Annotated in this window: 13 protein-coding genes; 7 read left to right on the top strand and 6 right to left on the bottom strand. The window is 44.1% G+C overall.

From position 1 onward, the window contains the following. Nucleotides 1–21: 21 nt before the first annotated feature. The 5 genes from FFM74_RS10105 to FFM74_RS10085 all read right to left on the bottom strand — a co-directional run bounded on the left by FFM74_RS10105 (nt 22) and on the right by FFM74_RS10085 (nt 5,395). Nucleotides 22–783: an amino acid ABC transporter ATP-binding protein gene (locus FFM74_RS10105; RefSeq protein ID WP_137626513.1), complete on the bottom strand. Its 762-nt coding sequence runs from the start codon at nt 781–783 to the stop codon at nt 22–24. A gap of 11 nt (nt 784–794) precedes the next feature. Further along, entirely contained in the window at nt 795–1,502 is a 708-nt protein-coding gene (locus tag FFM74_RS10100; protein ID WP_137626512.1) for an amino acid ABC transporter permease, read from the bottom strand. 71 nt (nt 1,503–1,573) lie between these two features. Then, nucleotides 1,574–2,386, bottom strand: a complete 813-nt coding sequence (locus tag FFM74_RS10095; RefSeq protein ID WP_137626511.1) for a transporter substrate-binding domain-containing protein — start codon at nt 2,384–2,386, stop codon at nt 1,574–1,576. 136 nt (nt 2,387–2,522) lie between these two features. Beyond that, nucleotides 2,523–3,341 (bottom strand): transporter substrate-binding domain-containing protein, encoded by an 819-nt coding sequence (locus tag FFM74_RS10090; protein ID WP_137626510.1) that lies wholly within the window; start codon nt 3,339–3,341, stop codon nt 2,523–2,525. Between the two features lie 821 nt (nt 3,342–4,162). Then, nucleotides 4,163–5,395 carry an aminotransferase-like domain-containing protein gene (locus FFM74_RS10085; RefSeq protein WP_137626509.1) on the bottom strand — a complete coding sequence of 411 codons (1,233 nt, stop codon included), beginning with the start codon at nt 5,393–5,395 and terminating at the stop codon, nt 4,163–4,165. Between the two features lie 139 nt (nt 5,396–5,534). On the opposite strand from FFM74_RS10085, the gene FFM74_RS10080 reads away from it, so the two are divergent. Next, nucleotides 5,535–6,431, top strand: coding sequence for a LysR family transcriptional regulator (locus FFM74_RS10080; RefSeq protein WP_137626508.1), 897 nt, complete (start codon nt 5,535–5,537; stop codon nt 6,429–6,431). 114 nt (nt 6,432–6,545) lie between these two features. Here FFM74_RS10080 and FFM74_RS10075 read toward each other — a convergent pair whose 3' ends face one another. Continuing rightward, nucleotides 6,546–7,394: an alpha/beta hydrolase gene (locus FFM74_RS10075; RefSeq protein WP_171000714.1), complete on the bottom strand. Its 849-nt coding sequence runs from the start codon at nt 7,392–7,394 to the stop codon at nt 6,546–6,548. Nucleotides 7,395–8,017: 623 nt separating this feature from the next. Between FFM74_RS10075 and FFM74_RS10070 the strand changes: the two genes are divergently transcribed. The 6 genes from FFM74_RS10070 (at nt 8,018) to FFM74_RS10045 (ending at nt 13,507) form a co-directional block, all read left to right on the top strand. Beyond that, nucleotides 8,018–9,301, top strand: a complete 1,284-nt coding sequence (locus FFM74_RS10070; RefSeq protein WP_137626506.1) for a NupC/NupG family nucleoside CNT transporter — start codon at nt 8,018–8,020, stop codon at nt 9,299–9,301. Between the two features lie 740 nt (nt 9,302–10,041). Further along, nucleotides 10,042–10,776 (top strand): 16S rRNA (guanine(527)-N(7))-methyltransferase RsmG, encoded by a 735-nt coding sequence (gene rsmG / locus FFM74_RS10065; RefSeq protein ID WP_137626505.1) that lies wholly within the window; start codon nt 10,042–10,044, stop codon nt 10,774–10,776. A 17-nt stretch (nt 10,777–10,793) separates the two neighbouring features. After that, entirely contained in the window at nt 10,794–11,648 is an 855-nt protein-coding gene (gene noc, locus FFM74_RS10060; RefSeq protein ID WP_137626504.1) for a nucleoid occlusion protein, read from the top strand. A gap of 2 nt (nt 11,649–11,650) precedes the next feature. Beyond that, entirely contained in the window at nt 11,651–12,418 is a 768-nt protein-coding gene (locus FFM74_RS10055) for a ParA family protein (RefSeq protein ID WP_137626503.1), read from the top strand. Further along, a complete protein-coding gene (locus tag FFM74_RS10050) occupies nt 12,408–13,295 on the top strand; it encodes a ParB/RepB/Spo0J family partition protein (RefSeq protein WP_137626502.1) in 888 nt (295 codons plus the stop codon). Before FFM74_RS10055 ends, FFM74_RS10050 begins: the two co-directional genes overlap by 11 nt. Before the next feature lie 20 nt (nt 13,296–13,315). After that, a complete protein-coding gene (locus FFM74_RS10045; RefSeq protein ID WP_137626501.1) occupies nt 13,316–13,507 on the top strand; it encodes a DUF951 domain-containing protein in 192 nt (63 codons plus the stop codon). Nucleotides 13,508–13,530: the final 23 nt, after the last annotated feature.

Here is a 13,530-nt window from a genome sequence, read left to right as displayed (position 1 = left end):
TTTCGCTGAATTGGCATTTTTTTATTGATTAGCTTTATCTGAAATAGTGGTGAAGGTCATCGCCGCTAAAAAGTCGGAAATTCGTTGGGTCGGCTGTTTGAAGAATTCGGCGGGTGTGCCGTCAAATAAAATCTTGCCGTTTTCAACGAAGAGAATCTTATCAGCAACTGCGCGGGCAAATTCCAAATTATGGGTCACGATGATCATGGAGTCTTTTTCTTGTGCTAGTTCTAGCAAGACGCGTAAGACGCCGGCTTCCAGCTCGGGGTCCAAGGCGCTAGTCGGTTCATCAAGCAAAATATATTCCGGATTCATCGCGAGGGAACGCGCAATCGCGACCCGTTGTTGTTGTCCACCGGATAGTTGGCTAGGATAAGCATCAGCTTTGTCCGCTAAGCCAACCTTGTCGAGCAACTCGAGCGCGGCCTTTTTGGCGTCCGTTGCCGATTGTTTGAGAACTTGGATGGGACCTTCCATCACATTTTTAACGACGGTTAAGTGTGGGAAAAGGTTGTAGCCTTGAAAGACCATCCCAGTTTTGCGACGTAACGTTAAGATGGTCTTGTTGGATAATGGTTTGGCAAAATCGACAGTTAAATCATTAAACTGATAGTGGCCAGATTCTGGTCGTTCCAGTAAGTTGAGTGATCGTAGTAGTGTTGACTTGCCGGAGCCAGAAGGCCCAACAATGACAGTCGTTTGATGTTCTTTAAATTCGGTATTGATGTCAATCAAAGCCGGATGTTCGCCGAAGGTTTTATTGACGTGTTCAAATTTAATCAAGGTGGCGCCTCCTAATTAATTGGGCTGATGTAACGTGAGGTCCGTTTTTCCAGATAGCCTTGTAACCAGCTTAGAATCGAGCAGAGCACCGCGTAAAGCGCGGCAACTAGTGCATACATGATGAGTGGTTGATAGTTTTCGGCTGCGATTTGTTGACTCACTTCAAACATTTCGATAATAGTGATAGATGCGGCCAATGACGTGTCTTTAACTAAACTGATAAAGCTATTCGACAGTGGTGGCAAGGAAACCCGGGCGGCTTGTGGCAAAATAATGTGCCGTAAAACTTGTGGCTTTGTCATCCCGATTGAATAAGCAGCTTCCCACTGACCTTGCGGAATCGACAAAATTGACGCGCGAATCGTTTCGGCACAGTAAGCGCCAGTATTGAGGGAGAACGTGGCAATCCCAGCAGTCCAAGGATCAAGTTGAATCCCATTTGGCCAGAGTCCTTTTACTTTAAGATAAGGCAACCCAAAGTAGACGATGAATAACTGGACGAGTAAGGGGGTACTGCGGAATAACCAGACGTAGAAATAGGCGATGGCCTTGACGATTGAAAACCAGCCTCGCCGAGGAGATAGCTTAGTTAGCGCCGTTAAAACGGCCAAGATTAGGCCAATAATAAATGAAATGATTGCAATTGGAATTGTATATTTAAGTCCGGCGGCCACGATTTGGGGCGTCGACGTCACGATAATATGCCAAATGGATGCCATGAAAATCCTCCTGAAAAACTAAAGTTGTGCTGCTATGTAGGGCCGCCAGTAAACTGGCGGCGTGGTGCTGATTACTTATTAGTCACATCAGCACCAAAGTATTTCTTAGAAAGTTTCGTTAAAGTGCCGTCTTTGCGTAACTCTTGAATGGCTTTATTAACTTGTTTTTGTAATTTCGTGTGTTTCTTAGTAAAGATAGCGCCAATCTTTTGCGAGGCAATTGAATCGCCAGCATCGATTAAACGAATATTAGCATTGGGCTCTTGTTTCAAGTATGAGTAGAAGGATTCACCAGAATTAATCGTCCCGTCAACTCGGCCTTGAGATACTAAGTCGATTGATTGTTGAAAACCATCCACTGGGGTAATCGTCGCGCCCAGGCGTTTAGCGTCAGTCGCGTTATTACTAGTGGTTGTTTCAGCGACTTTTTTACCTTTAATGTCGGTAATTGTCTTGATTGACTTGTTGTTCTTCTTAACTGCAAGCTTTGACTTAGAATAAATATACGGTGTTGAGAAGAGGTACTTCTGTTTGCGTTCTTTATTTTCCGCCATGTTGTTAATGACCACGTCGAATTTATTCGTATCTAAGCCAGCGACTAGCGAGTTGAACTTCGTTGGGACGAATTTAACTTTCACGCCCATCTTTTTCGCCACATCACGTGCCAGGTCGACTTCGAAGCCAGTTAACTTGCCATCTTTCCGATAACTGTATGGCTTGAAAGTTCCTTCCAAACCAACGGTCAACGTGCCAGATTGTTGTAAGCCTAAATCTGAACCAGCCGCGCTGGATTTGCTCGAACTACTATTGCCACAAGCCGTTAAAGTGGCTGCTAAGGCAATCCCGAAGGCAGCTAAGCCAAGCTTTTTCATGAATCGTTTCATAATTGCAAAACACTCCCTAATTTTTTTGACACTATTTCATCATAGTTGAAAGTGAAACAACTGACAAAAAATAAGTACCGTGTTTTTATTATAGCGAAGGAAGCCGATTCATGGTAGCACTAAACGCGCTGAAGCCTTATTTTTTAGTGACGTCGCCACCAAAGTAAGTTTTAGAGAGCTTTGTTAAAGTCCCATCTTGCCGCAGGTCTTGGATAGCCTTGGAAACTTTGGTCTGCAATTTAGCGTGTTTCTTCGTGAAGATGGCGCCAATCTTAGAGGTGGCAATCGAAGAACCCGCATTAATTAGCCGAATATCACTGTTCTTATTTTGCTTGAAGTAGGCGTAAAAGGCTTCACGCGAATTAATCGTCCCAGCTACCCGGCCTTGTGAAACCAGATCAATTGACTGTTGAAACCCATCCGTTGGGGTGACGGTCGCGCCTAAACGTTTGGCATCCGCAGCATTATTGCTAGTTGTGGTTTGCGCAATCTTAGTTCCTTTAATCTCAGTGATTTTCTTGATTGTTGATGATTTCTTAACCGCGAGTTGTGATTTCGAATAAATATAAGGCGTTGAGAAAAGGTACTTATTTTCGCGAGCTGGTGTTTCGGCGATATCATTAATCACAACGTCATATTTATTCACATCCAGTCCCGCAATCAAAGAATCAAATTTCGTTGGGACAAATTTTGCTTTCAAACCTAGTTTCTTGGCAATCGCCTTACCTAGATCAACTTCAAAGCCAGTTAGCTTGCCATTGGAACGATAACTGTAAGGCTTGAAGGTACCTTCCAAGCCAATCGTTAAGGTGCCCGACTGTTGCAAACCTAAGTTTGAACTGGCGGCACTCGATGACGTGCGACTACTGTTCGAAGCCTTCCCACAAGCCGTTAAAGTTACTGCTAATGCAACCCCTAAAACTGCGACACCTAATTGTTTAACCCATTTTTTCATATCCTAGCCACTCCCATGTTTTAAATTTTGACCATAAAAAAATTGCAACCATCCTTAGTAAAAAGGACGAATGCAATCGCGGTACCACCTTTGTTTCTGAACCATTCACATGATTCAGCTCCATGAGTTTAATTAACTCAAGTACGGTAACGGGTACAGGGCGTTTACGGCTTACATTGTGCTCACCGCAACCATTTAGAGACCATCTTCATCTTTGTTTTCAGATTGCCTTGCACCCGTCCTGGCAACTCTCTTAGCTGAAAACGCGGACTACTCATCTCATCCGGACGTTTCACTTATTTAAGGTTAGTTTAGCGCGCCAATTGATGGCTGTCAAATCGTTTTATCATAATTAACTAATTATATTGTTATTTTTATCATTTTTAGTTAATTTTATCGAGGCTTCAATTAACGATCTCATACAGACTGATTAACGGCGGTCACTTCCAGTTGGGGCCGATAACATGCGGTCGTGGGACCGGTCCAAGCCAGGGACGTCTTGGACCTCGCCCGGAACCCTTGCCAAAATCGCAAGTGTCCCGGACCGTCCGTGGTGTAAAATCGGCAAAATCAGCAAAATCAGCCGATTAACGCCACCATCACGACCGATGTTATCAGTCCCAACCTTCAGCTATTAAGCTTAGTGGAGATAATTGGCATCGTGGTCGGTAATAGTAATTGGCTACCTAATATTGCTAGAACTGTCCGGTTTGACTGATGGCGACAGTTACAAGCTTTTTTTGTGTTTTCAACCACGTCCTGTACTTTTAGACTAAAAAAACGACAACTAATGAAAACCAGCAGTTGTCGTTTTGATTAAGTTAGAATTGGATAGCAGGCATCATGGTTGTTGCAGGAACAACGGCAGTGCTCGTTTGTAAAATTTCGCCGAGGCGTTTGATACCGAGTTCGATAGTTGTTGCTGTCAAACTGGTGAAGTTCAAGCGGAACGCGTTTTTGACTTGGCGGCTCGCAAACTGACAAGCTGCTGGAACATAAGCGACGTGTGCTTGTGGCAAGACGACGTCATTTAAAAGCTGCTTGGCGTCAATATCAGCTGGTAGCGTGACCCAAATGAAGAAGCCACCAGCCGGTCGGGTATAGTGCACGTTGGCTGGCATGTAGCGGTCGAGTGCGGCTAACATCGCGTCGCGTTTAAGTCGGTATGCTTGGTTGATTGCGGCGATGTGGTCATCAATCTCATGACTGTCCAAGTAGGCGTTAATTGCGGCCAAGGTTACATTTGGTGATTGGACGTCAATTGCTGATTTTAGCCCAATGAGTTCGTGCATGACGTCATCAGCGGCAACGATCCAGCCGGTCCGCAAAGCCGGAGAGAGAATCTTTGAAAAACTCGAAATAAAGATCACGCGGCCTTCAGTGTCGTAGTGTTTGATTGCCGGAAGCGATTTACCACTATAACGCAAGTCACGGTAAGGGCTGTCTTCTAAAATCATGACATCGTATTGGTTTGCCAAGGCAACCATGGCCTGGCGACGCTTGGCAGAAAGGGTCGTACCGGTTGGGTTATGAAAATCTGGAACCGTATAAATTAATTTAATTTCAGGATGGGCTTGTAGCGTTTGGCGCAGTTGCCGAATGTCCATGCCGTGGCTATCAACTGGCACTTCATAATAAGTTGGTTCGTAAGTGTCGAATGCGGTTAGCGCCCCCATGTAGGTTGGCCCTTCAACGACCATCGAGTCGCCGCGATTTAAGAGGAGCTTCGCAACCAAGTCGATGGCTTGTTGGCCGCCTTGAGTTAAGAGCACATTGGCCGCAGTTGTCATGACGCCCGCGTGACTAGCCATCCGTTGCGCCAACTTTTGCCGTAGTGCTGGCAAGCCTTGTGTCGATTGATATTGAAAAATTGATGGTCCAGCGGTATCAATCGCCGTTTGGTAAGCTTGTTTTAAGTCATTTTCAGGAAATAGGGCAGCATCTGGAAAGCCGCCTGCAAAGGAAATATTAGCCGGATTAGCACTATTTTTGAAAATATCGTCAAGTTCAGAAGAATCATTGTTTAAGACGCGATCTGCAAATAGTTTTTTCATGATGATGCCCTCACTTAAATTTTTCTAGTTAGTTATTATTTTATTGATTGTTAGTATGATAAAATGAAGGGGAGATTTAGTAAAGCTCAACTTTTTCAGTTATAAATGAAATTCATTCACCTAAGGAGTAAAACCGACGATGGCAAATTTTTCATACGAAGTTTTTGCAACGGTCGTGGCTCAGAAAACCTTTTACCAAGCGGCTGCGACCTTGAATGTTACCCCGAGTGCGGTTAGTCATTCGGTCAATCAACTCGAAAAAGAACTCGGCTTTCCGTTATTCATCCGTAACCGTTCGGGAGTTGAACTTACCAGTGATGGCCGTCAAGTCTTACCATATGTACAAGAAATTTTGAATACTGAAAGTAATTTGCGACAAGTTGCGGACAATATCCAAGGGTTACATTCTGGGTCGGTGCGTATTGGTGGGTTTAGTAGTGTCTGCATTAATTGGTTGCCGCGGATTATTCGGCGGTTCAATCATGCTTATCCAGATATTGAAATCTCAGTTGTTCAGGGGGATTTTAATGAAATTACAAAGTGGGCGAAGATTGGGACCATTGACATTGGCTTCACATCAATGCCGGTGAACGACAATTTGCTCGTGCATGCGCTAGTTAATGATCCAATCTATTGTGTGACGCCGGCAGGATTTGTTCCGGCAAATGGCAGCTATATGACGACGGATGATGTCGTGGATCAAAACTTTATTTTGCAACAAAGTGATTACGATCGTGATACGAAGTTGGCACTAGACCATTATCACGTCACGAATAACTTTTTGCGGTTCTCAATTGATGATCAGTCAATTATTTCGATGGTTGAGTCTGGTTTGGGAATGGGAATTTTACCGCAACTGGCCTTGAAAAAGTTAACTGGCGATGTTAATACCTACCCCTTTGCTGAGCCCTATAATCGTGAGATCGCGCTCGTGGCAAATAAAACGCAAGCCACTGCGCCTTCAACGGTGATGATGATTCGGGCAATTAAACAATTTTTGACAGATGAATATGCTGACCAGATGTTGTGGCAATAGCAACGGTTAGTCGTTAATAGATAAAAAAGAAGCTGTGACCTGAGCGTCATGGCTTCTTTTGAAAATCTTCGAATAGTTGAGCTACTTCGAGGTATCTCAGACTTATTTTTTTCGCTAGTCGATAAATTCTTGAATGAGGTTAGCCAGTTTCCAACTACTGTATAAGCTTGTATGACTCGCGTGCCAACTGTGAATGACACTTTGTTCATAGTGTTTGACAACGGGGCGATAGATGGCTTGCCCAGCTAAAGCACTTTGAACCGGGATAACGCCGTCGCCATTAATATCACCCTTCGTTTGTCCTGCGATGAGCAGCACACGAATGTTAGCACTGATGGCGGCTTTTTTGGTGATTAGATTTTTTAGCTGACTGGTCTGATCTTTTCGGCTAACTGCCGTTGTCTCATTGGTGTTTTGTTTGAGACTAGTGCCGTTAAACGGGGTTGCAATTGCAACAAGTTGGTTTGGTAAGGGAGAATTGTCAGTTTCTTCAAGATAGGTCGTGGCAATTAAACCACCAGTACCGTATGTGATTAGATTAAACTGGCTAAACTTAAACTGTTGCTGGGCGCGTTTTAAGGCCAATTTGAGCCAAGTGGCTTGTTGTGCCATGCTGGCAGACTTTGTCGGTAGTTTTAGTTGTATGTAAGGGCGGGTATCATAGGCAGTTAATTGGCCACTAAATTTGACGGCGCCAGCAGTTGTCAGTTGGGCGGTAATAACCGATTGATTGCCATTATGACCTTGTAAACTGGCGGTAAATTCGTGACGCTGTGCGCTAGTTGTTTTGGCATCTAATAAAAGGATGGTCGGAATCCGCGTGGTAGAGCCCACGGTGATGGCGGCCACGGGGTGCTTTGGTCGGCGAACTTGCCGTTGCCACAATAGCGTTCCACCGATCACGCCAAATAATGTGAGTAGCCAAGCTGCGGCCACAAAAACCTGCTTAGTAGTTGTTTTCATCATGTCTCCTGCTATTCTTATCAGTTCGTTACTAAACTTAGCTTAAATGAGCTGATGTTGCAACTTTTTGACAGCAAAAGACCCAGCCAATGAGTTGACTGGGTCTCCTTAAATGCAATCAGTTCAGTGCACCCTTTAGTGCAGAGACTGATGCCTTAAGATTTCGATTGGAACTCAAAAAGCATCACCCCCTTTCGATTTATTGCTTGTAGCTTACGCTGTTTGACAAGATGGGTCAAATAATTAGTTCGCTCAAGTGCCAAACACGGTATAATAAGGTTCCTTGGCAGGGGCCGAAGTTGAGCGCAACTTCGAGCTTGATTATTTCTTAGAGTGCGACAAAAGGCGGGTTGCTACCGAGCATAGCCTAGGAATCCGAATGATTGGAATTTTCAATCGTTCGGATTCCGTAGCTAAGCGGAGGTCGCAGCCTTTTGTTGCACGTTTCGACTATAAAGCTTTGAAGTCATAGTCGCTTTTTTACGTTCTTTTTTCAAATAATCCCTTAAGGAAACCTTAAAATATTCCTACCATAAAGCTGGTGGAAATGGTAAATTAATAAAGGAACTTTTTTTGGTCACTTATTGGATTGTCAACATTTATAGGGAAGAGGGATTATTCACATGGTCTTTAACTTGGTGGTTAATATTATCGGGATTGTGGTGTTCATCGCAATCGCCTACTTATTCTCCAAGCAAAAGCACGCCATTCATTGGCGTTCAGTTGGTATCATGCTGGTTTTAGAAATCTTGTTAGCCTGGTTCTTAACCGGTTCACAAGTCGGTGTCGACGCAGTTAAAGCAGCTGCCGACGGATTTACTTGGCTCGTCGATGTTTCATACGATGGGATTGCCTTCGCTTTAGCCAGCTGGGTCAATGTTAAACAAATGGACTTTGTTACCAGTTCATTATTACCAATTTTATTGATTGTGCCATTATTTGATATTTTGACATATATCGGCGTTTTACCATGGATTATCAAATGGGTTGGTCGGGGCTTAGCCTATATCACCGGGCAACCAAAATTTGAATCATTCTTCGTTGTTGAAATGATGTTTTTAGGTAATACTGAAGCGCTAGCCGTTTCACAATTACAATTAAAACAAATGAATGCACAGCGTAATTTGACCATCGCGATGATGTCGATGAGTTGTGTGACGGCTTCCATTTTAGGGGCTTATATTCAAATGATGCCCGGCCAATTTATTTTGACCGCGGTGCCAATGAACGTGTTGAATGCGGCCATTATTGCCGCAATTTTGAACCCAGTGGAAGTTTCACCAGAAGAAGATACGATTGCCAAAGTTGGCAGTAGTGCAGCGGTTGAAGAAACTACTGAAACGACTGAAACTAGCGGTTCAGAAGCCTTGGCAGATGAACAAGTTAAGACAGTTAAACCAGCTCGCGAACCATTCTTCTCATTCTTGGGCGATTCAATTTTAGGTGCCGGTAAGTTAATCTTGATTATCGCTGCCAACGTGATTGCTTTCGTGGCGTTAGCTAAATTGATTGATAAGCTTTTAGGCTTGATCAATTCTAACTTGTCACTTGAAAATATCTTTGGGATTATCATGTTCCCATTTGCTTGGTTACTTGGCTTCAACCCACACGATGCTTTCCAAATGGCTTCGTACATGGGGACCAAGTTAGTCACCAACGAATTCGTTGTCATGGGTGAAGTTACAAGCAAGGTAAATACCTTCGCTCCCCATTTCAAAGCTGTCTTGACAGTCTTCTTAACATCTTTTGCCAACTTCTCAACGGTCGGTATGATTATTGGGGCGTTCAAAGGAATTGTTAACCGTGAAAAGAACGACGTTATTTCACGGAATGTCGGTTATATGTTGTTAGCTGGGATTTTAGTTTCCCTCTTATCAGCCGGCGTTGTTGGGTTATTCGTTTGGTAAGTTTGAGTTAATAGCAATGAATTTTGAAACGATCTTTCAGCTGTGACGGCTGAGAGGTCGTTTTTTCGTCGGGAAATGATAACTCGTAAGCATCCGGGTTAGTTCAACTAGCGAAAGGCTGAAAGATCAAAATACCTAATCATTGCCGCTATGTCAATGATTAGGTCATGAAGATTAGTTGCCATGAACGCTTCCAGTCGCCACTGATAACATGCGGCCGTGGGACCGGGTCAAGCCTGAGAAACGTCTTGGTCCTCGCCCGGAACCCTTGCACAAATCGCAAGTGTCCGTGGCGTAACGCCGGCAAGAAACATGCTGACCCAACGCCACGGTCACGGCCGATGGGATCAGTGGCGACTTTCAGCTAATTTAACTGTTTTTAGGTTAGGTTTAGCTGAAGCGAAATTACTACTAATTTGGAAGTGTCTGTTGCCTATATGACAGTATTTACAAGCCTTTTGTCCTTTCAACCCTTTGTCAACTAGCTTAAAGACAGTGTATTTTTTACAATGTTGAGCCACTAACGTAAACTAGTTGAAAATTTGTGACCAATTTACTGAAAATGCAGAAGCAACTAAACAGCGCCAAACAGCTTATCAATAAGGCTTCTCACCAACTAAATATCCAAGCCGGAGCATTGATTTTAACAAGAATTTAAGTTAAAGTTATGAGGTGACGTGAAACATTCAAGTTGTTTCACAACTGTAAGACAAATGCGACCTTAATTAAGGAGCTTATTCATGAATCCAACCGAATTTAAACAAGCTTTGGCGAGCCATGACATCTCGTTAGATGATCATCAGATGGCCCAATTTGCAATGTACTATCAGTTGTTGGTTGAGACGAATCGTCAATTCAATTTAACGACGATTACTGACGAGCCGGAAGTGTATTTGAAGCATTTCTATGATTCATTGACCCCGGCTTTTTATGTGGCAGCGTTACGGGACCAACCGCTAACGCTTTGTGACGTCGGTGCTGGTGCCGGTTTTCCGTCGATTCCACTTAAGATTGCTTTTCCACAATTGCAAGTCACGATTGTGGACTCGTTAAATAAGCGAATCAACTTTTTACAGCAATTGATTACCGCGTTAGGCTTAACGGGGGTTCAGACGTTCCATGACCGTGCTGAAACCTTTGCTGGTAAGAAGTCGCCACATCGCGAAAGTTACGACTTAGTGACCGCACGGGCGGTGGCACGATTATCCGTGCTCAGTGAATTTTGTTTGCCATTAGTCAAAATTGGTGGGCAGATGGTCGCTTTGAAAGCGTCGAATGCCCGGACTGAAACCGCGGAAGGTGACTACGCCGTGAAGCAACTCGGTGGCCAATTAGTCACAGACGAGGCGTTCACTTTACCAGAAACGGGCGACCCGCGGCATATCATCGTCATTGATAAAAAACGGCCGACACCAAAACGCTATCCTCGGAAGCCGGGTACACCGGCCAAACAGCCGTTAACGGCACCGGAATAGGGTTGGGAGGTAATTAGATGGCATTTTCTTTGTTTGGTTCTAATCGTGATAAAGATAAAAATAAAGAGACCCCGGTCGTAGATCACAGCCAACAAATCGTGCGGATTCCGGTTACGGCAATTATTCCAAACCGTTTTCAACCGCGTCAGGTCTTTGATGAAGCCGGAATCGCTGAATTAGCGGCGACGATTGCGGAACACGGGTTATTACAACCGATCGTCTTGCGCGAATATGAACCGAAAAAATACGAAATTATTGCCGGTGAGCGCCGATTCCGGGCGATCACGTCGCTTCATTGGGCGGACGCGCCAGCCATTATTCATAAGATGGATGATGGTGAAACGGCGTCGATGGCTTTAATTGAAAACTTGCAGCGGCAAGATTTGACGGTCATCGAAGAAGCCACGGCTTATCAAGAACTGATGAAACTTAATTCGTTGACCCAGGCAGCACTCGCCAAGGAACTCGGTAAAAGCCAGTCGTTTGTGGCAAACAAACTGCGCTTATTAAAGTTAGCACCACCTGTTCAGCAAGCCTTGCTACAACGCCAGATTAGTGAACGCCATGGCCGCGCCTTATTAACGGTGCCGGCTGAACAACAAGTGGCGATTTTGGCTAAAATTCTTGACCAGCAATTAACGGTCAAAGAAACCGAACGACTGGTGCAACAATTAAGTTTGCCACCGAAGCCGAAAAAGAAACGGCCGCGCGGGCTATCTGGTGATAGCCGCATCGCGGTTAATACGATTAAACAATCAATTAAGATGGTGACGGATGCTGGTCTGCCGGTTAAGACGCATGAAGAAGAAACGGCAGATGGGTATCGCATCACCATTGAAATTCCAAAAAATCAACCAAGGAGTGGTCAATAATTATGGGATCCGTAATTGCACTCGCTAACCAAAAAGGTGGCGTTGGCAAGACGACGACTAGCATTAATTTAGGTGCCAGTCTCGTCGCTCAAGGTCAAAAGGTACTTTTAATTGATACGGACGCTCAAGGAAATGCCACGAGCGGGTTGGGGATTCAAAAATCAGCGATTGAAAATGAAATTTATGATGTTTTAATCAATGATACCCCGATTAAAGAAACCATTATTCCGACAAGTCACAAGGGATTAGATATCGTGCCAGCCACGATTCAACTCTCAGGTGCCGAAATTGAATTAACCCCGATGATGGCACGGGAAACCCGGTTGCGGGATGCCATTGACGATGTGCGCGGCGATTATGATTTCATTTTGATTGATTGTCCACCTTCGTTGGGTCTTTTGACCATCAACGCGTTCACGGCCTGTGATTCGATTCTGATTCCAGTTCAAAGTGAATATTACGCGTTGGAAGGCTTAAGCCAACTATTAAATACGATAAAATTAGTTCAAAAACATTTTAATAAAGACTTGAAAATTGAAGGCGTCTTGTTAACGATGTATGATGCCCGGACCAATCTTGGTCAACAAGTTAACGAAGAAGTGCGCAAATACTTTAAGGATGCCGTCTATACGACGATTATTCCACGAAATGTGCGTTTGTCGGAAGCACCAAGTCATGGCCTATCAATTATTGATTATGATGCCCGGTCCAAGGGTGCACAAGTCTACTTAGCATTAGCAAAGGAAGTGTTGGCTGCTCATGGCAAGTAAAAAAGATCAAAATAAAGCGTTGGGGCGTGGCATTGGGGCTTTATTTGCCGATGTTGATGAACCAGCCAGTGAAGAAGCCGTCGTTGAGTTAGCATTAACTGATATTCATGCGAATCCTTATCAACCACGGCGGAAGTTTGACCAAGCGGCTTTAAAAGAATTAGCCAGCTCGATTGAAAAATCAGGGGTTTTTCAACCGATTATCGTCCGCCAACCGGATGCCGAAGTAAAAAAATACGAAATTATTGCTGGTGAACGCCGCTTTAGAGCGTCTAAGCTAGCCAAACAGACGACGATTCCAGCCATAGTTCGTGAGGTCACTGAAGAACAAATGATGGAAGTCGCCGTGTTGGAAAATTTACAACGCGAAGACTTAACGGCTTTAGAAGAAGCTGAAGCCTACGACTCTTTGATGAAGAAGTTAAAGTTAACGCAGGCAGAAGTCTCTAAGCGGCTTGGTAAGAGTCGACCATATATTGCCAACTATTTACGCCTATTAGGGTTACCAACCGCGGTCAAAACGATGATTCAAAAAGGACAACTCTCGATGGGACAAGCTCGAACGTTGTTATCTTTGAAAGATAAGACCAAGATTGCGCCATTAGCTAAACGAGCCGTCAAAAATAATTTGACGGTACGACAGTTGGAACAAATCGTGGCGCATGCTAATGGTGATGCTAAACAGCCGGTCAAAAAAGCGGTTAAGAAATCGCCGTATATTCGGGCCAGTGAAGAACAACTTCAAGAGAAGTTTGGCACCCAAGTGTCGATTTCAGCTAAGGCAACTAAAAAAGATGAAGGTAAGATTGAAATTCCATATTTATCGAATGACGATCTCAGCCGTATCTTAGAAATTTTGAACATTAATTTAGACTAATTTGAGAAGGGGCGTTGCGCATGTACGATTTAGGTGATATTGTCGAAATGAAGAAAGCGCATCCGTGTGGGGTGAACCGTTGGGAAATTACCCGGATGGGTGCGGATATCAAGATCAAGTGTACCGGCTGTGACCACGTTGTGATGTTGCCGCGGCGCGAATTCAATAAGAAAATGAAGAAAATTCTTGAAAAGAAAGCCGATCAAGCTTAATTATTTTGAAAAGGAAGAGTGAA

Source organism: Lactiplantibacillus pingfangensis (genome assembly GCF_005404945.1).
GTDB classification, from domain to species: Bacteria; Bacillota; Bacilli; order Lactobacillales; family Lactobacillaceae; genus Lactiplantibacillus; species Lactiplantibacillus pingfangensis.
This window is presented reverse-complemented; position numbering and strand designations above follow the sequence as displayed.

Excerpts from the sequence above, each read along its gene's own strand:
- FFM74_RS10095 (WP_137626511.1), bottom strand. The coding sequence starts at position 2,386 with ATGAAACGATTCATGAAAAAGCTTGGCTTAGCTGCCTTCGGGATTGCC.
- FFM74_RS10080 (WP_137626508.1), top strand. The coding sequence starts at position 5,535 with ATGGCAAATTTTTCATACGAAGTTTTTGCAACGGTCGTGGCTCAGAAA.
- FFM74_RS10070 (WP_137626506.1), top strand. The coding sequence starts at position 8,018 with ATGGTCTTTAACTTGGTGGTTAATATTATCGGGATTGTGGTGTTCATC.
- FFM74_RS10075 (WP_171000714.1), bottom strand. The coding sequence starts at position 7,394 with ATGAAAACAACTACTAAGCAGGTTTTTGTGGCCGCAGCTTGGCTACTC.
- FFM74_RS10045 (WP_137626501.1), top strand. The coding sequence starts at position 13,316 with ATGTACGATTTAGGTGATATTGTCGAAATGAAGAAAGCGCATCCGTGT.
- FFM74_RS10050 (WP_137626502.1), top strand. The coding sequence starts at position 12,408 with ATGGCAAGTAAAAAAGATCAAAATAAAGCGTTGGGGCGTGGCATTGGG.
- FFM74_RS10085 (WP_137626509.1), bottom strand. The coding sequence starts at position 5,395 with ATGAAAAAACTATTTGCAGATCGCGTCTTAAACAATGATTCTTCTGAA.
- rsmG (WP_137626505.1), top strand. The coding sequence starts at position 10,042 with ATGAATCCAACCGAATTTAAACAAGCTTTGGCGAGCCATGACATCTCG.
- FFM74_RS10100 (WP_137626512.1), bottom strand. The coding sequence starts at position 1,502 with ATGGCATCCATTTGGCATATTATCGTGACGTCGACGCCCCAAATCGTG.
- FFM74_RS10090 (WP_137626510.1), bottom strand. The coding sequence starts at position 3,341 with ATGAAAAAATGGGTTAAACAATTAGGTGTCGCAGTTTTAGGGGTTGCA.
- FFM74_RS10055 (WP_137626503.1), top strand. The coding sequence starts at position 11,651 with ATGGGATCCGTAATTGCACTCGCTAACCAAAAAGGTGGCGTTGGCAAG.
- noc (WP_137626504.1), top strand. The coding sequence starts at position 10,794 with ATGGCATTTTCTTTGTTTGGTTCTAATCGTGATAAAGATAAAAATAAA.